The sequence below is a fragment of the Bradyrhizobium sacchari genome (assembly GCF_002068095.1).
GTDB lineage: Bacteria > Pseudomonadota > Alphaproteobacteria > Rhizobiales > Xanthobacteraceae > Bradyrhizobium > Bradyrhizobium sacchari.
On the sequence record NZ_LWIG01000001.1, the window covers coordinates 533,681 to 550,846 of the forward strand.

Annotated in this window: 15 protein-coding genes; 4 read left to right on the forward strand and 11 right to left on the reverse strand. The window is 65.0% G+C overall.

The window, feature by feature from the left end; genetic code table 11:
- From A5906_RS02455 to A5906_RS02475, 5 genes are all read right to left on the reverse strand, one after another.
- Positions 1 to 1,338, reverse strand: a complete 1,338-nt coding sequence (locus A5906_RS02455; protein WP_080133661.1) for a Rieske 2Fe-2S domain-containing protein — start codon at positions 1,336 to 1,338, stop codon at positions 1 to 3.
- 197 nt (positions 1,339 to 1,535) lie between these two features.
- The gene (locus A5906_RS02460) at positions 1,536 to 2,432 is read right to left on the reverse strand and encodes a TauD/TfdA dioxygenase family protein (RefSeq protein WP_080133662.1); all 897 of its coding nucleotides are present in this window, start codon (positions 2,430 to 2,432) and stop codon (positions 1,536 to 1,538) included.
- 264 nt (positions 2,433 to 2,696) lie between these two features.
- Positions 2,697 to 3,980 carry a flavodoxin-dependent (E)-4-hydroxy-3-methylbut-2-enyl-diphosphate synthase gene (gene ispG / locus A5906_RS02465; RefSeq protein ID WP_080133663.1) on the reverse strand — a complete coding sequence of 428 codons (1,284 nt, stop codon included), beginning with the start codon at positions 3,978 to 3,980 and terminating at the stop codon, positions 2,697 to 2,699.
- 12 nt (positions 3,981 to 3,992) lie between these two features.
- The gene (locus tag A5906_RS02470) at positions 3,993 to 4,946 is read right to left on the reverse strand and encodes a DMT family transporter (protein ID WP_080133664.1); all 954 of its coding nucleotides are present in this window, start codon (positions 4,944 to 4,946) and stop codon (positions 3,993 to 3,995) included.
- A 36-nt stretch (positions 4,947 to 4,982) separates the two neighbouring features.
- Positions 4,983 to 5,477 (reverse strand): Fur family transcriptional regulator, encoded by a 495-nt coding sequence (locus A5906_RS02475; RefSeq protein WP_080133665.1) that lies wholly within the window; start codon positions 5,475 to 5,477, stop codon positions 4,983 to 4,985.
- Between the two features lie 156 nt (positions 5,478 to 5,633).
- On the opposite strand from A5906_RS02475, the gene A5906_RS02480 reads away from it, so the two are divergent.
- Genes A5906_RS02480 through A5906_RS02490 form a run of 3 tightly spaced genes read left to right on the forward strand, consistent with a single transcriptional unit; the run spans position 5,634 to position 8,840 of the window.
- Complete coding sequence (locus A5906_RS02480; RefSeq protein ID WP_080133666.1) at positions 5,634 to 6,116, forward strand: MarR family winged helix-turn-helix transcriptional regulator; 483 nt, start codon at positions 5,634 to 5,636, stop codon at positions 6,114 to 6,116.
- Entirely contained in the window at positions 6,109 to 7,272 is a 1,164-nt protein-coding gene (locus tag A5906_RS02485; RefSeq protein ID WP_080133667.1) for an HlyD family secretion protein, read from the forward strand. The genes A5906_RS02480 and A5906_RS02485 overlap by 8 nt, the downstream gene beginning before the upstream one ends.
- A gap of 11 nt (positions 7,273 to 7,283) precedes the next feature.
- On the forward strand, positions 7,284 to 8,840 hold the full coding sequence (locus A5906_RS02490; RefSeq protein WP_080133668.1) for an MDR family MFS transporter: 1,557 nt from the start codon (positions 7,284 to 7,286) through the stop codon (positions 8,838 to 8,840).
- Positions 8,841 to 8,899: 59 nt separating this feature from the next.
- Here A5906_RS02490 and A5906_RS02495 read toward each other — a convergent pair whose 3' ends face one another.
- From A5906_RS02495 to pcaF, 6 genes are all read right to left on the reverse strand, one after another.
- A complete protein-coding gene (locus A5906_RS02495; protein WP_080133669.1) occupies positions 8,900 to 9,994 on the reverse strand; it encodes a phosphotransferase in 1,095 nt (364 codons plus the stop codon).
- 49 nt (positions 9,995 to 10,043) lie between these two features.
- Entirely contained in the window at positions 10,044 to 11,732 is a 1,689-nt protein-coding gene (locus A5906_RS02500; RefSeq protein ID WP_080133670.1) for a methyl-accepting chemotaxis protein, read from the reverse strand.
- Positions 11,733 to 11,994: 262 nt separating this feature from the next.
- Positions 11,995 to 12,597, reverse strand: a complete 603-nt coding sequence (gene pcaG, locus A5906_RS02505; RefSeq protein WP_080133671.1) for a protocatechuate 3,4-dioxygenase subunit alpha — start codon at positions 12,595 to 12,597, stop codon at positions 11,995 to 11,997.
- Position 12,598: 1 nt separating this feature from the next.
- Positions 12,599 to 13,300 (reverse strand): protocatechuate 3,4-dioxygenase subunit beta, encoded by a 702-nt coding sequence (gene pcaH, locus A5906_RS02510; RefSeq protein WP_080133672.1) that lies wholly within the window; start codon positions 13,298 to 13,300, stop codon positions 12,599 to 12,601.
- Between the two features lie 118 nt (positions 13,301 to 13,418).
- On the reverse strand, positions 13,419 to 14,312 hold the full coding sequence (locus tag A5906_RS02515; RefSeq protein ID WP_080133673.1) for a dioxygenase family protein: 894 nt from the start codon (positions 14,310 to 14,312) through the stop codon (positions 13,419 to 13,421).
- A 138-nt stretch (positions 14,313 to 14,450) separates the two neighbouring features.
- A complete protein-coding gene (gene pcaF / locus A5906_RS02520) occupies positions 14,451 to 15,659 on the reverse strand; it encodes a 3-oxoadipyl-CoA thiolase (RefSeq protein ID WP_080133674.1) in 1,209 nt (402 codons plus the stop codon).
- Between the two features lie 252 nt (positions 15,660 to 15,911).
- On the opposite strand from pcaF, the gene A5906_RS43685 reads away from it, so the two are divergent.
- Positions 15,912 to 17,166, forward strand: a 1,255-nt coding sequence (locus tag A5906_RS43685) for a MutS N-terminal domain-containing protein (RefSeq protein WP_488225976.1), incomplete at its 3' end; no start/stop codon positions are given.

Consider the following 17,166-nt stretch of genomic DNA (forward strand, 5'->3'; position numbering starts at 1 on the left):
CTACTCCGCTGCCGCGATTCGTGGCCGGCCGACGAAGCCGGCGACGTCGCCGAAACGCTCCAGCATCACGGCCGGCAAATCCTTGGCCTTGCTGGTGACGCAGGCGCCGGAGCGCACCGCGTAGCGATCCTGATGCGCGGCCTGTGGCGGCGGCTCGCCCTGCTGGAGTGCGCGCGCCAGCTCCATCACGGTTTTGCGGAAATGCATGATGCCAAGATCGGTCGGTCCGAGATGCTCGCGAGTGCGGTCGGCGATCGGGCCCTGGCTGTCTTGCACGGCGGCGTCCTGCTCGGAGACGCCCTTGATGCCGGTGTAGCTGCGAGTCTTCTGGAGCTTGCGGTCGATGAGATAGTCGTTGCCCCTGTGGCGCAGCGGCACGTAATTGTCGTCGACCTCCGCGATCACACCGTTGCCCCGATCATAGGCGTCGCGCTCGGCTTGCGTCAGCGGCCGCTCCGGATTCCAGACATAAGTGTAGATCCAGCAATTGGTATCGGTGACGGGTACAAAAGTCTGGCCAAAGATGTTCTCGCCCGGCATCGCACTCGGCGCATAGGCGTGGAACGGCATCAGGAATTGCGCGATGCGCCAGTAGATATTGTCGCTGCCGGTGAGACGGCCGCCGGCAATGGTCAGCCCCGCTTCGTGCGGAGCGACCTTGATCACGGGACGCGGATCCTCGGCGATCCAGCGCATGTGGTCGCTCGACATCCGCTGAAGCGGATTCACAAAATGCTTCTTGATGTCCAGGATCTCGTTCTCCTCCTTGTCGAAGGAGAGATGGGCGAAGGTGAAATGCGCGGTGTCGATCGAGCCTTCCAGCGCCTGCACCCAGTTGCAATCCTGCCATTTCTTGCTGACGTAGCGGTGCGATGCCGGCAGCAGCGCCATTTCGAGATCGGGCAGCTCAGGCATCTCCTCCGCCGGTCCCATATAGGCCCAGATCATCTCGCCCCATTCGCGCACCGGATAGGATTTGATGCGGATGAGATCCTTGGCGTTGAGATCGGGATAGGAGGTCGGCATGTCGACGCAACGGCCGTCGGTGTCGAACTTCCAGCCGTGATAGACGCAGCGGATGCCGCATTCCTCGTTGCGCCCGAGCCAGAGATTGGCGCCGCGATGCGGGCAGTATTGGTCGATGATGCCCACAACGCCGCGGGAGTCGCGGAAGGCGAGCAGTTCCTCGCCGAGCACGACGATCTTCTTCGGCTCGCCGTCGGGTTCGGGGAGCTCTTCTGAGAGGAGGACGGGAATCCAGAAGCGGCGCAGCAGCTCGCCCATGCCGGTCCCGCGGCCGGATTCGGTCAGGAACTTGTTGTCCTCGGCGCGGAGCATGAAAATCCTCCCGATTGTTTTTAGGAAGATTGGCGCGGGAGCGGGAAGACGTCAACGCAAGGATGACCTCGTGTCCCGGAGGCGCGGCATGAAATGACGCGACGCAGAGCTGGGACCCGGCTCGCCGCAAGGATGGGCCCCGGCTCTGCAGCGCACCGCTGAAGAAGCGCTGCACTGCGTCCGGGGCACGAGAGGGATCAGACCGGCCGCTCCCCCTTCACAGTCACGCGCGTGCCTGAACGCGTGTGCGGCCAGTAATCCCACATCGCGCGGTGCTGGGTGCAGCGGTTGTCCCAGAAGGCGATAGCGTTCTCGGTCCAGCGGAAACGGCACTGGAACAGCGGGTTCTCGGCGTGCTGGTAGAGATAGGCGAGCATCGCGTCGCTCTCGTCGCGCGGGATGCCGTTGATGTGGCGGGTGAAGCCGCGGTTGACGTAGAGCGCCTTCTTACCCGTGACCGGATGGGTGCGTACCACCGGGTGCTCCGCGTTTGGGTAACTCGGCCTGTCGGCAACGCCATAATTCGCATAGAGCCCGCGATAGATCGGCTCGCCGTCATGCAGCGCGGTGAGACCATCGAGATAGACCTTCATGCGGTCCGACAGCACCTCATAGGCCGCGTACATGTTGGCGAACAGCGTGTCGCCGCCGCGCGGCGGGCACTGCTTAATGTAGAGAATTGAGCCCATCGGCGGCTCGAGATCGCAGGACACGTCGGAGTGCCAGCCTTCGCCATTGGCGCGCGGTGAATTCTTGTCCGCGTAGATCTTCATCAGCGCCGGATCTTCGTCCTCGTGGGGAGCTGCGGGATGGAAATGCAGCTCGCCGAACTTGCGGCCGAAAGCGAGATGCTGCTGCGGCGTGATGTGCTGGTCGCGAAAGAAAATGACGAGGTTTTCGGCGAGCGCGCGGTGGATCTCGTCCATCTGTTGATTGGACCGAGAATCATCGGAGACGAGCTTGCCGATGTCGACGCCGGAGATTTCCGCGCCGATGATGGGGGTGAGCTTTTCGACCTGAAGCGTCTCGTACGGCGTGCCGTCGTCCGCTGTGTGGCGATAGCGCGGGCCCTGCTTGCCGGCGAGTGAGCTCATGGCGTGTCTCCCGATCGTTGTTGATTAGGAGCCATCGTAGCGCGCGGTGACAGATACGCAATCTGCGCCGCAAACACAGCTCGTCGTCCCGGGGCGCGCGAAGCGCGAGCCCGGGACCCATGACCACAGGCCTTGATTTGGCGAAGACTCGTAGCGACTAGCTCGCGCCATAACCACTCCCTGTGGTTATGGGTCCCCGCCCACCGTGCGCAATTGCGCACTAGGCGGGGACGACAGCGACTATGAGGCGCTAGCGGAGCAAGACTACTCCGCCGCGGGCGCAGGCATCTTGGCGCCCTGGCCGTAGCGCTGGTCGATGTAGTCGATCACGAGCGCCTTGAAGTCGGCGGAGATGGTGGGCCCGCGCAGCGTGCGGAACTTCTTGCCATCGACGAACACGGGCGCGGCCGGCGCTTCGCCGGTGCCGGGCAGCGAGATGCCGATATTGGCATGCTTGGATTCTCCGGGGCCGTTGACGATGCAGCCCATCACCGCGACGTTGAGCTCTTCGACGCCCGGATATTTGGTCTTCCAGGTCGGCATCTCGTCGCGGATGAAATCCTGGATCGACCGCGCCAGCTCCTGGAACGTGGTCGAGGTGGTGCGACCGCAGCCGGGGCACGCTGCAACCAGCGGCACGAAGGTGCGGAAGCCCATGGTCTGGAGCAATTCCTGGCCGACCTGCACTTCGCGGGTGCGGTCGCCGCCGGGCTCCGGCGTCAGCGAGATGCGGATGGTGTCGCCGATGCCCTGCTGCAGGAGGATACCGAGCGCGGCCGAGGAAGCCACGATGCCCTTCGAGCCCATGCCGGCTTCGGTGAGGCCGAGATGGATGGCATAGTCCGAACGAGACGCGAGATCCTGGTAGACCGCGATGAGGTCCTGCACCGCCGAGACCTTTGCGGAGAGAATGATGCGGTCCTTGGGCATGCCCAGCTCTTCGGCGCGCGCGGCCGAGAGCAGCGCGGACTGCACCATGGCCTCGCGCGTCACCGCGCGCACGTCACGCGGGTTCGGCGAGGCGGCATTCTCGTCCATCAGCTTGGTCAGCAGTTCCTGGTCAAGCGAGCCCCAATTGGCGCCGATGCGGACCGGCTTGCTGTTCTTGTTCGCGATCTCGATGATGTCGGCGAACTGGGTGTCGCGCTTGTCCTTGAAGCCGACATTGCCGGGATTGATGCGGTACTTGGCGAGCGCCTCGGCGCAGGCCGGATAGGCCGCGAGCAGCTTGTGGCCGATATAGTGGAAGTCGCCGATCAGGGGCGTGGTGATGCCGCGCTTGGCAAGGCCGTCGCGGATGTGCGGCACGGCGGCTGCAGCCTCCTCGCGGTCCACGGTGATACGGACCATTTCGGAGCCGGCGCGCGCGAGCGCTGCGACCTGGGCGATGGTGCCGTCGATATCGGCGGTGTCGGTGTTGGTCATCGACTGCACGACGATCGGCGCGCCGCCGCCGACAGCAACGTTGCCGACTTTGACCTGGGTGGTGCGATGCCGCGGCGCGGGGCCCGCGATGTCTGAATCGAGAGGGTTTTCGAGCTTGTTCATGGCGTCCAAATATCAGGTTTTGGTGACGTTCAGCAATGCATCGCGCGGCGCCGCAGCCGATGAGCTGGGACGGTTAACCAGAAAAAGCCCAGCAATTACAAGGACCGCGGCGGCCCCGAATGTCAGGCTCAGGGTGTCGTGCATGATGAAATAGCTACCCACCACGCCAAACAAAGGGGTGATGAAGGTAAAAGCCGACAATTTGCTGGCCGAATAGGCCTTCACCAGCGCGAACCAAAGCGTGAACGTGGTTCCCACCACCCAGACCGCCTGGAAGGCCATCAGGGCGAGAGACAGCGGCGACGGGGTGTGGGTGATGGATTCGCCGAACAGCCAGGCCGCCAGCCCCAGGATCGGGATCGAGGTCGCGACCTGGTAGCCCAGCGCCTTCTCGGGCGCCGCGAACCGCAATCGCGTTCCCTTGGCAACCAGCGTGGTCGCCGCCCACAACCCAGCGCCGCCGACGATCAGGAGGTCGCCGAGCAGGACGTGCGAATCGACGTTGGGCTGCGGCACACCGATCGCGAGCGCGACGCCGGCGAAGCTGATCGCGAGGCCCAGCCATTGCGAGCCGCCGAGCCGCTCGCCGAGCACCTGGTAGGAGCCGAGCGCGACGAAGAAAGGCGCGGTGTAGAGGAACACCACCGCGCGAGAGGCGGAGGTGAGGCGCAGGCCCTGGAAGATCAGCACGAACTCGATGCCGAACATCAGCCCGGCGATCAGGCCCGGCTTCCACGTCCCGTCACGTTCGAAGAATCTCACGCCGCGCAGGCTGCCGATGATGAACAGGACCGGCAGCGCGCCCATCGAGCGGATCATCGCCTGGAGCATCGGCGGGACATCCGGCAGCACCAGCTTGATCGCGATCTGGTTAAAAGCCCAGGTCAGGCACAGCATCAGCATCAGGGCGATGGCGCCGGCGCTGAGAGGACGGCCGGCGGACGGGTTGGCTTGAGGTGCGGACATTTCTTCCCAAAAATCCGGCTTTGCGCCGTTGTTGCTTCAAGACATTTTCTGACAATGGGCGCAGACGCCCGTGATCTCCACCACGGACAGCTTTGGTGCGAAGCCCGAGCTGCGCGCCGCGACATTGAGATCTTTCGCAAAGGAGGCCGACGGAATTTCGCCGACAAGGCCACAGCGCTCGCAGATCAGGAATGCGACCGCCGAGGTCGCCTCGTGGTCGTGGGCGGCACAGGCCAGATAGGCGTTGCGGCTCTCGATGCGGTGCACGAGGCCGTTGGCCATCAAGAAATCGAGAGCCCGATAGACCGTAATCGGCGCCGGCCGCGCCATCGATTTTGCCAGCTGGTCGATCACCTCATAGGCCCCGAGCGGGCGGTGGCTGGAGAGCAGCGCCCCCAGCACCTGGCGACGGATGGGCGTGAATTTCTGCGCGCGCTGCTCGCAAACCTCCTCGGCACGCGCCAGCGCGTCCGCAGTGCAGCGGCCGTGATCATGGTCGGGCGCGGGAAATGCCGGCTTTGCGAGGGTCATGCGGCCTGCCTTCTAGCATTTTGGCGATGGAACCCAAAGCATCACCGCGGCGGGGCTGCCAGCCATGCTCTTGCCGCGGGACAGCGTCCCGATAATCTGCCACATAATAATCATAAGCTTGCTTATAATATCCAAAGCTTATTGGAGACCAAGCTTATGAGCCGCGGGTCCGTGGATCAGAACTTCCTGTTTACTCTCGCCGAGCTTTACCGCCTGCTGCGCGTCTATGCCGACAAGGAGGCCTCGCGCTTCGGCATCACCCGCGCGCAATGGGCGGTGCTGTCCAAGGTCGAGCGCAGCGAGGGCATGAAGCAGTCCGAACTGGCCGAGCTGCTCGAGGTGCAGCCGATCACGCTGACGCGCCTGATCGACAAGCTCTGCGACAGCGACTGGATCGAGCGCCGCAGCGATTCCTCGGACCGCCGCGTCAAGCGCCTCTATCTGAAGAAGGCCGGCCGGCAATTGCTCGGCCGCATGAGCGGCCTGAAGTCGGAGCTCACGGCCAACGCGCTCGACGGCATCAGCCCGGCCGACGCCCACCGTCTCCTCACCCAACTCGAAACAATCAAGGAAAACGTGCGTAACGCGGCCCAGACGTCAGGCGCGGAGCAAGCACGCAAGGAGCAGCGCTATGGCTGATCAGGTTCTCAAGTTCCAGCCCGAGCAGAAGAACGACAGCGGCAAGCCCACCAAGAAGGCCGGCACCGATCCACGCCGCCGCGTGCTCGCCGGCCTGCGCCGCTATCGCCGCTTCCTGCTGATGGTCGTGCTGCCTGTCATCGCCGCCATCGGCGGCGTCACCTTCTATCTCCATGGGGGCCGCTATGTCGGCACCGACGATGCTTATGTCGGCGCGCAGAAGGTGCTGGTGACTCCCGACATCTCCGGCAAGATCCAGAAGGTCCTCGTGAAAGAAGGGCAGTCCGTCAAGCAGGGCGACGAGCTGTTCGAGATCGACCCCGTGCCGTTCCGCCATGCCGTGGATGAAGCCAAGGCACAGCTCGCCCAGGCCCGCACGACCTACGACAATCTCATCGCCAACATCAAGATCTACGGCGACATGCTCAACCTCGCCCAGCAGGGCGTCGACCTGAAGCAGCGCGACGTCGAGCGCAAGCAGGCGCTGGTGAAGAACAATTACGGCTCGCAGCTCGATCTCGACAATGCCGCCAACGCGCTGGTGACCGCCGGCGCACAGACGCAATTTGTCAAGCAGCAGCTGTCCAACGCGAGGACGCAACTGCTCGGCAATCCCGACCTGCCGCTCGAGCAGTTCCCTCCCTATGCCCAGGCCAAGGCCAAGCTCGATGACGCCCAGCGCAATCTCGACCACACCGTGCTGCGCGCGCCGATGGACGGCGTCGCGACGCAGGTCGAGCAGATTCAGCTCGGGCGTTTCGTTGCCGCCGGCACCGCGGTGTTCTCCATCGTCGACATCGCGCATCCCTGGGTGGACGCCAATCCGAAGGAGAGCGACCTCACCTATGTCACGGAAGGCCAGCCGGTGACGCTCGAGGTCGACGCGTTCCCGAACCACGTCTTCAAGGGCAAGATCGGTTCGCTCTCGCCCGGCACCGGCGCGCAATTCGCGATCCTGCCGCCGCAGAATGCCACGGGCAATTTCGTCAAGGTGGTGCAGCGGGTGCCTGTCAGGATCTATTTCGACGAGACCGACAAATACGTGCGGAAGCTGAAGGCCGGCATGAGCGTCTATGCCACCATCGACACTGGTCATCGGCGCTCGCTCGCCGGCCTGCTCGGCCTGTCGGCGACGGCTAGTCAGGACAAAGAGTAAGGACTGACGCGATGTCCGGCCCCAATGCCAGCCTGATGGTCCCCGGCCTGCGCCGGAACATGGTGACGATCTGCGCCATGACCGCGACCATCATGCAGGCGCTGGACACCACCATCGCCAATGTCGCACTGCCCTACATGCAGGGCACGCTGTCGGCCTCGCAGGACCAGATCAACTGGGTCCTGACCTCCTACATCGTCGCCGCCGCGATCATGACGGCGCCGGTGGGCTGGATCGCCAACCGTTTCGGCCGCAAGCGCATCTTCATCATCTGCTCGGCCGGCTTCACCATGGCGTCGGTGCTGTGCGGCCTTGCGCAGGACATCAACCAGATGGTGCTGTTCCGCCTGCTGCAAGGCGTGTTCGGCGCGGCGCTGGTGCCGCTGTCGCAGTCGGTCATGCTCGATTATTACACGCTCCAGGAGCGCGCCAAGGCGATGTCGATCTGGGGCATGGGCGTGATGATGGGCCCGATCATGGGCCCTTCCCTCGGCGCCTGGCTGACCGAGACCTATTCCTGGCACTGGGTGTTCTTCGTCAATTTGCCGTTCGGCGCGATCACCGTGCTCGGGCTGATCGTCTTCATGGACGAGACCGAGAAGAACCTCAGCCTCAAGTTCGACTGGCTCGGTTTCGCAGCACTGGCGATCGCGATCGGCTCGCTCCAGCTCGCGCTCGACCGCGGCGAGCAGCTCGGCTGGCTGGAATCCAACGAGATCATGGCGGAGTTCATTGTCTCGGCCGTCGCCTTCTACTTCTTTCTCGCCCACTCCTTCACGACCTCGACGCCGTTCATCCGCTTTGCGCTGTTCCGGGACCGCAACTTCGTCACCGGCTGCATGTTCATGATCGTGATGGGCCTCGTGCTGTTCTCGACCATGGCGCTGGCCTCGCCCTACATGCAGAACGTGATCGGCTATCCCATCATCACCGCCGGCCTGCTGCTGGCGAGCCGCGGTTTCGGCACCTTCTTCGCCATGATGCTGGTCGGCCGCATGATGCGCTATTTCGAGGCACGAACGCTGATCATCACCGGCCTGACGCTGACCGCGGGCTCATTGTTCCAGATGACCAGCTGGACCGACCTGACCCAGGTGCCGGAGATCGTGACTGTCAGCATCATCCAGGGCTTTGGCTTCGGTCTCGTCTTCGTGCCGCTCTCGACAGTGGCGTTCCTGACCCTGCCGAACGATCTGCGGACCGACGGCACCGCCATGCTGACCCTGATGCGCAACGTCGCGAGCTCAGTCGGCATTTCGGTCGTCATCGCTGAGCTGACGCAGGGCACGCGGCGGACCTATGCGATCCTGTCCGAGCACATCAACCCGTTCAATCACGCCCTGCAAATGCCCGACGTGCGCGGCATCATCAACCTCTCCACCGACGCCGGCCGCGCCATGGCCGACAGGATGGTCAGCGTGCAGGCGCAGATCATCGCCTTCGCCCACGACTACACGCTGGTGATGATCTTCATCCTCTGCACCATCCCGCTGGCGCTGATGATCGGCTCGACCAAGGCTACGCTACGCAAGCAGGCGGCGGGGCCGGAGCATGCGGTGATGGAGTAGGCACGAGAGCCCTTTGAGCCGTCATCGCGCCTCACACTGCATCGAGCATGTCGCGGCCCCTACCCCAACAGCTCCTCACACCCGAGATCCTCGACCGCCATCATCACCCGCTCCAGATTGTTCCACCAGATCAGCGGCGGGATGTTGATGCTCCACATCCAGACCGGCCTGGTGATGTGCCAGAGCACCGACCAGCGGTAGTCGCGATCGAGCGCACCACGCGTGTAGCCCGTGATGCCGCTTTCAGTCAGGGTCTCGTGGTAGAGGTTGAGCAGCAGGCGTTCGAGCGCCTGCCGTCGCTCCGGGTACCATTGCATCGCCATCATATAGGCGAGGTCGTGGGTTGGAACGTTGATGCTCCAGAGATCGAAATCGAAGATGCGCACGGTCTCGGCGACGCCTGGGCGCGGCAGCAGGAAATTCCAGATATGGGCGTCGCCATGGGTGATGCTGAGATGACGGCGCGAATGGTGGCGCTGCGACAGCCGTTCCGACTGATCGATCAGGCGACGGTAGAGGATGCGCCGCTCCTCGCTGAGGCGATCCCCGAGCAGGTCGGCAAAGCGGTCATAATGGCCCGCAAACGTCTCCATGCGCTGCGCACTGTCTTCAGGCGTTGCCCAGCTGCCGACGGTGTCGCCAAGATCGGGATGGTCCCACCAGGCCGCATGCCAGCGCGCGAGTGTCGTGACGATCGCGCTCGCCTGCTCGCGTGACGGCGGCAGCGGCCATTGCGTCGCGACCTCATGGCTGTCGGTGAGATCCTCGAGCAGCAGATGCCAGGCGAGGCTCTCCTCGTCGAAATCCGCATGGAAGCAGCGCGGCACGAGTCCCAGCGGCATTTTTGGCGCGGGCTGCGTGTAGTAAGCCACCTCGCGCCGGCCGCCATTGGCAAGCTTCTGCGCAAACGCGGCATTCGCGGTCTTCAGGATCAGCGATTGCGGCGCACCGCCGGATTCCCCGACATAGCGCAGGCCAAGGCGGATGATGTGCGACACGACGGTGTCACGCTGATGCAGAACCTTCACTTCGCGGACCGCGCCAGCGTCCAGCACGCCGCCCCGGCGCAGCGCAGCCGTCAGCCGGGCCGGCTCAACGACATCCGGCAGTTGTGGAGGTGTCATGAAATTCACGATGCCCCTGTCCCGCGCCATCCTGCACGATCGCGCCTCCACGCACCAGCGTCAGATCCGACGTGGAGCCTTACGCCGCCGCGGTCGAATCCCGAACGGTCCGGACCACGACCGCCCGCAATTGTTCCAGATTGGCTGCCATGCCGGCAATCGCCTGTCTGACTTCCGCGGCGCGCTCGTTCACGGAAGTGGCGTCGCGGCTGACATTGGCGATCTTGGCCGAGACGTCCTTAGCGGCGGAAGCCGATTCGGAGATCGACCGCGCGATCTCCCGCGTTGCCGCGTCCTGTTCTTCCATCGCGGCGGCAATTGACGTCGCTACGCCGTCGATCTCGACGATGTGGCCTCCCATTGCCTCGACGGCATCCACGGCCGACTGAGTCGAGGCCTGGATCTCGGCGATCAGGCGTGTGATCTCCTCGGTGGATTTGGCGGTCTGATCGGACAGGGATTTCACCTCGGCTGCGACCACCGCAAAGCCGCGGCCGGCCTCGCCGGCCCGCGCCGCCTCGATCGTGGCGTTCAGCGCCAAGAGGTTGGTCTGACCGGCGATGCCGCCGATGAGATCGGAGACTTCCGCGATCTTCTTCACCGATCCGGCCAGCGTCTGGATGGTCGAGCGCGCCTGCTCGCGGCCTGCGACGGCAGATCTTGTGACGGTCGAGGTGCGTGCGACCTGGGTCGCGATCTCCCGGATCGAGGCGCTAAGCTGCTCGGCTGCGGCCGAAACGGTCTGCGAGCTACCCAGTGCCTGCGTCGAGGCCGCAGCCACAGCCTGAGATTCCGTGGACAGCGAGCGGGCGATCTCGGACAGGCTGGAGGCGACCCGTTCCACGCCCTGGCTCGCCGCGCTCGCGGTATCGACCGAGCGGCCGGTTTCGCGCTCCACCGTCTCGGCCATCTGATGCAGGGCGGAGCGCTTGGCGCGTGCGGCCTCGTGCTCGTTCTGCAATTGCTCCTCGCGCAAGCGGGAATTCTCGATCGCCCCCTGCTTGAACACCTCGAGGGCGCCCGCCATCGAGCCGATCTCGTCCCGCCGATGCGCGAAGGGAATGTCGGCGGCATGATCGCCGGTCGCAAGATTCTGCATCGTGCCGGTCATGCGCACGATCGGACGGACCACGCCAAGGGCAACGCCGAGCAGGCCGGCGGCAATGAAGGCCAGAACCGCGGCGGAGACACCGAGCAGGATATAGAGGATCGATCTGTCGCGGTCCGCGGCCAGCTTTTCCATATCGGCATTCTGTTTGTTGGCGCTCTCGACGATGCTGTCGATGACGGCGCGATGCGCGGTGTAGGCCTCCTTGAGCTGCGCATAGGTGCGCTCGGCGGCAACCATGTCCTTGGCCTTGAGGGCCGGCAGCAGCTGGTCGGACGCCCTCCAGAATTTCTGCACCTCGGCGTCGGATTTCGACACCAGCGCAGACTTCAGCTCGGCCGAGAGGCTGGAGGCGACCCAGTAAGCCTTGCGCTCGTCATAGTCCTTGCGCAGCTGGACCAGGCGCTCGCCATGAGCCGCCAGCTGATCCGGCTCGCGCATCGCGAGCGTGGCTTCGAGATAGGCCTCGATGACGTACTCTGGCGGCGGCAGGATGTCGGCGATCAGGTCGTTGCCGAGCTTGATGTCGGAATAGAGGGGACCGCCGACCTTGAGCTCGCGTAGCGCGTAGAGACTGGTGGAGACGACCGCGGTGAAGCCGATGGCGAGCACGACACCGAACGCAATGATCGCGGAAGACAGCGACAGGCGAATTTTCATAAAGCAATCCAGGCGCGAATCAAATCCGCACCGAGATTGGATCATTACGGTAAATACGGGCTTTCTTCGCGGGTAAGTTGCCGAAGAAAAAGCCCCGCGGGACTACGGGATTAGGCTGTCACACCCAGCCGGTTTTAGGTCAGTGAGACTGACGCTCAAACGCAGAAATGCATCTTCTTGCCCGGTACGGCACGGCGTCCGCCGCGATTCTGCTGATTGAGAAACGCGTAGCGGCGACCCGCAGTCACCGCGACGCATTGCCTCACATGTCGAAGAACACCGTCTCGTCGTCGCCCTGCAAATGCAGATCGAGGCGATAGACCGGCTTGCCGGCCTCACGCACCGCGGTCAGCGTGGCGCGGCGCTCGGCGGGCACCAGCGCCAGCACGGGATCGGCAGCATTGCCGGCCTCGTCGCTGAAATAGATCCGCGTATAGAGATGCCTGAGCATGCCGCGCCCGAACACAGCCAGGACAATGTGCGGCGCCTGCGGCTTGCCGTCGGGATCTGGCACCACGCCCGGCTTGACGGTGTCGAAGGAATAATTGCCGTCCTTGTCGGTGCCGCAGCGGGCGAAGCCGCGGAAGCTGGCATTCGGCAGCGCGCGCTTGTCCTGCGGATCGGCAAAGCGGCCTTGCGCATCGGCCTGCCAGATCTCCAGCATGCAGTCGGGAACGGCGGCACCGTCGCCGTCGAACACGCGCCCCTCGATGCGAACCCGATCGCCCGTGACGTCAGGCGTCAGCGTCGAGTTGGTGAACGCGTCGTTCCAGGCGTACTCGCCGGTCGGCGTCAGTCCGTATTTGAAGAACGGACCGACGGTCTGCGACGGGGTGATCCCGTCGGGCTTTACAGAATCCTGCACGTTAGTGGTTCTCCATGGGCGTGGCGTTCTTGCCGCGCAGCACGACGTCAAAGCGGTAGCACAGCGCCCATTCGGGCTGGGTATTCTCCAAGTCGAACGACGAGACCATCCGCGCGCGAGCCTTCTCGTCCGGCACCGAGTTGAAGATCGGGTCGAATGGAAACAACGGGTCGGCCGGGAAGTACATCTGCGTCACCAGCCGCGTGACGAAGGAATGGCCGAACACCGAAAGATGGATATGCGCGGGACGCCAGGCGTTGTGGTGATTGCCCCAGGGATAGGCCCCGGGCTTGATGGTGACGAAGCGGTAGTACCCGGCGGCATCGCTCACGGTGCGGCCCGCGCCGGTGAAATTCGGATCGAGCGGCGCCGGATGCTGGTCGCGGACATGGACATAGCGGCCGCAGGAATTGGCCTGCCAGATCTCGACCAGCGAATTCGGCACGCCGCGGCCGTCCTCGTCGCGCACATGGCCGTGCACGATGATGCGCTCGCCGATCGGCTCTCCGGTGTGCTGGGTGGTGAGATCGTTGTCGCCCTCGCGCACGGTCTCGTGGCCGTAGACCGGGCCGGTCAGTTCCGACAGCGTATGACGCATCGGGATCAAGGGCTTGTTCGGCGCGCGCTTGATCGAGCTTTTGTATTCGGGCGACAGCGGCAGCGGATGCGCCTTGTTGCTGCCCGTGGGATAGATGAATGTCATTGGCGAACTCCTCCCCGGCCATTTTAGATCCGGCCGGTCAACGCATCCGCCAATCATTATATGACATAACTAATTTGGGGAAGCGGGTTTGGCGGGCTTCCTGCGTCCGGCAGGCGCGCTATTTGATCGGCGGACGCGGCAGCACGGCCTCGCCGGCCTCGAGCCGGTAGGTGTGGTCGAGCGAGTACCAGGGCGCCGCGACGTCCCGCGCGGTCGGATGCGGAGCATCATGGCGCTGGAACTTGCCGATCAGCGCCTGCGTCACCCCGAACTGCACGTCGCTGTCGATGTGGGGGTCGGCCGGGTCATAGACCTGCGAGATCAGCACCTTGAATCCGGGCTTGAAGATCAGGGCGTGCAGATGCGCGGGGCGATACGGGTGCCGGCTCTGCGCCTCGAGCAGGCGGCCGACCACACCGTTGGTCGGGATGGGATAGCCGACCATCATCACGGAACGGAAGGCAAAGCGCCCGTCCTGGTCGGTCATGAACTTGCCGCGTAGATTCATGTCGGCCTGTTCAGGATCCTGGTTCTCATAAAGGCCGACCGGCGAAGCGTGCCAGACATCGACCTCCGCGCCCGCGACGGGACGGCCGTCCCTGTCGACGACGCGGCCGGACACGAACAGCGGCGCCCCCGGCGTCTCCGAGCGCACGATCGATCCGCCATTCTCGACCCGCGGCGAGTTCAGCCGCCAGAACGGCCCGAGCAGCGACTGGTCGGTTTCGGTATTTCCCTGATCGCCATTGTTGAGCAAGCACACCAGCGGCGAGACGCCGAGCGAGCCCGCCATCAGCACGACTTCGTTGTGCGTGTCGGTGGTCAGCTGGCCGAGCTCGGCGATGACAGCGGTGGCATCGCGAAACTCCTTCTCAGTCAGGCGAACGTCGCGGACGAAAGCGTGCAGATGCTTGACCAGGGAGACCATGATCTGGCGGAGCCGTGGATCGGACGTCCGCTCCATCACCGCCAGGGCCGCGGCCGTGACGTCCTGCTCGCGCTCGATGATCATGCTGCTATCTTCTCCCTGTCATTCCGGGGCAGCCCGAGAGGGCTGAACCCGGAATCTCGAGATCCTCAGGGACGCAACTGCGCACCATCGTTCGGTGCAAAGGCACCGCCCCGGGATGACGGTCCACTGCGTGGACCGTCAATTCACCTTCTCGATCGCAACGGCCACGCCCTGGCCGACGCCGACGCACATGGTGGCCAGCGCCAGCTTGCCGCCGCGCTTCTGCATGCCGTGCACGGCGGTGAGCGCGAGGCGCGCGCCGCTCATGCCGAGGGGATGGCCGAGTGCGATGGCGCCGCCATGCGGATTGACGTAATCGGCATCGTCGGCAACGCCGAGCTGACGCATGCAGGCGATACCCTGCGAGGCGAAGGCCTCGTTGAGCTCGATCAGGTCGAAATCGCTGATCTTCTTGCCGAGACGCTCCATCAGCTTGCGGGTCGCCGGCACCGGGCCGATGCCCATGATGCGCGGCGGCACGCCGGCCGAGGCGAGGCCGAGGATGCGCGCGCGTGGCGTCAGGCCGTGCTTCTTCACCGCTGCCTCGGAGGCCAGGATCATCGCGGCGGCGCCGTCATTGACGCCGGAGGCGTTGCCGGCGGTGACGGTGCCCGGATTGCGCACGATCGGCTTCAGTTTTGCCAAACCTTCCAGCGTGGTCTCAGGGCGCGGATGTTCGTCCTTGTCGACCGTGATCGGACCGGCTTTGCCGCCAGGAATCGTGATGGGAGTGATTTCTTCCGCGAAATAACCCGCCGCAATCGCCGCACCCGCGCGCTGCTGCGAGCGGATCGCGAAGGCGTCCTGGTCGGCGCGCGAGACCTGGAATTCCTCGGCGACATTCTCGCCGGTCTCGGGCATCGCATCGACGCCATACTGCGCCTTCAGCAGGGGATTGATGAAGCGCCAGCCGATGGTGGTGTCGAAGATCTCGGCCGAGCGCGAGAACGCTTCCTGCGCCTTGCCCATCACGAAGGGCGCGCGGGTCATGGATTCGACACCGCCGGCAATCGCGAGCTCGATCTCGCCGGAGCGGATGGCGCGGCCGGCCGCGCCGACGGCGTCGAGACCGGAGGCGCAGAGCCTGTTCAGGGTCTGGCCGGGAACCGAATCCGGCAGGCCTGCCAGCAGCAGCGCCATGCGCGCGACGTTGCGGTTGTCCTCGCCGGCCTGGTTGGCGCAGCCGAAGAAGACCTCGTCCACCTGCGCCCAATCGAGATTGGGATGCTTGGCCATCAGCGCCTTGATCGGCGCTGCGGCGAGATCGTCGGCGCGCACCTTGGCGAGCGAGCCGCCGAAACGGCCGATCGGGGTCCGCACGGCATCGCAGATAAAGACGTCACGCATCGTTGTTCTCCCTGAATGCCGCGATCCGGCCAAATTCTTCAATGTCGGCGGAGTTTTAGGAGGGCGCCCGCGGCAGGTCAATTGACGGTTTCGCGGGGCAGCCGTCATTCCGGGGCGCGCCCTTTGGCGCGAGCCCGGAATGACAACAGAAAATGTGGCAGCCGCTTCCGCCACACGGACAACGTGGAAAACCTCCCCTCGCCGGCCAAACCGATAGGAGCAGAGGGCGAAATTTTGTAGGTTGCGCCGCCCATGACCATGCAGCAGCCGATACCCGTACCGCCGTCCGACGAAGCGCCAGCGCCCCAGGCGGAAGCCGCCGCGCGCGTGACGCCGATGATGGAACAGTACCTCGAGATCAAGGCCGCGCATCAGGGCTTGCTGCTGTTCTACCGGATGGGCGACTTCTACGAGCTTTTCTTCGAGGACGCCGAGATCGCCTCCAGGACGCTTGGCATCGTGCTGACCAAGCGCGGCAAGCATCAGGGCGCCGACATCCCGATGTGCGGCGTCCCGGTCGAGCGCTCCGAGGATTATCTGCACCGCCTGATCTCGGCCGGCCACCGGGTCGCGGTGTGCGAGCAGACCGAGGATCCTGCGGCCGCGAAAGCCCGCGGCAACAAGAGCGTGGTCCGCCGCGGCGTGGTGCGGCTGGTCACGCCGGGCACGCTGACCGAGGACACGCTGCTGGACGCGCGTGCCAACAATTACCTGCTGGCGATCGCGCGCGCGCGTTCGTCCGCAGGCGGTGACCGCTTCGGCCTTGCCTGGATCGACATCTCGACCGCCGAATTCATGGTGACCGAATGCTCTGGCGGCGAGCTCGCCGCGACGCTGGCGCGCATCAACCCGAACGAGGCGATCGTCACCGACGCACTCTACAATGATAGCGAACTCGACCAGACCTTGCGCGAGCTGCCGGCAGTGACGCCGCTGACCCGCGACGTCTTCGACGGCGCCACCGCCGAGAAGCGCCTCTGCGATTATTTCGCCGTCGCGACCATGGACGGCCTCGCGCAGCTCACGCGCCTGGAAGCCACGGCCGCCGCCGCCGCCGTCACCTATGTCGACCGCACCCAGGTCGGCAAGCATCCGCCGCTGTCGCCACCCGCGCGCGAGGCCTCGGGCGCGACCATGGCGATCGATCCGGCCACCCGCGCCAATCTCGAGCTGACGCGGACGCTCGCCGGCGAACGCCGCGGCTCGCTGCTCGACGCCATCGACTGCACCGTGACCTCGGCCGGCTCGCGCCTGCTCGCCCAACGCCTCGCCGCACCACTGACCGGTGCGCCAGCGATCGCGCGGCGGCTCGACGCGGTCGGCGCCTTCGTTGCCGATTCCGCAGCGCGCGAGGACATCCGCAGCATCTTGCGCGGCGCGCCGGACATGTCGCGCGCGCTCGCCCGTCTCTCGGTCGGCCGCGGCGGCCCGCGCGATCTTGCGGGTTTGCGCGACGGCATCCTTGCCGCCGACCAGGCGCTGGCGCGGCTTGGCGAGATTGACCGGC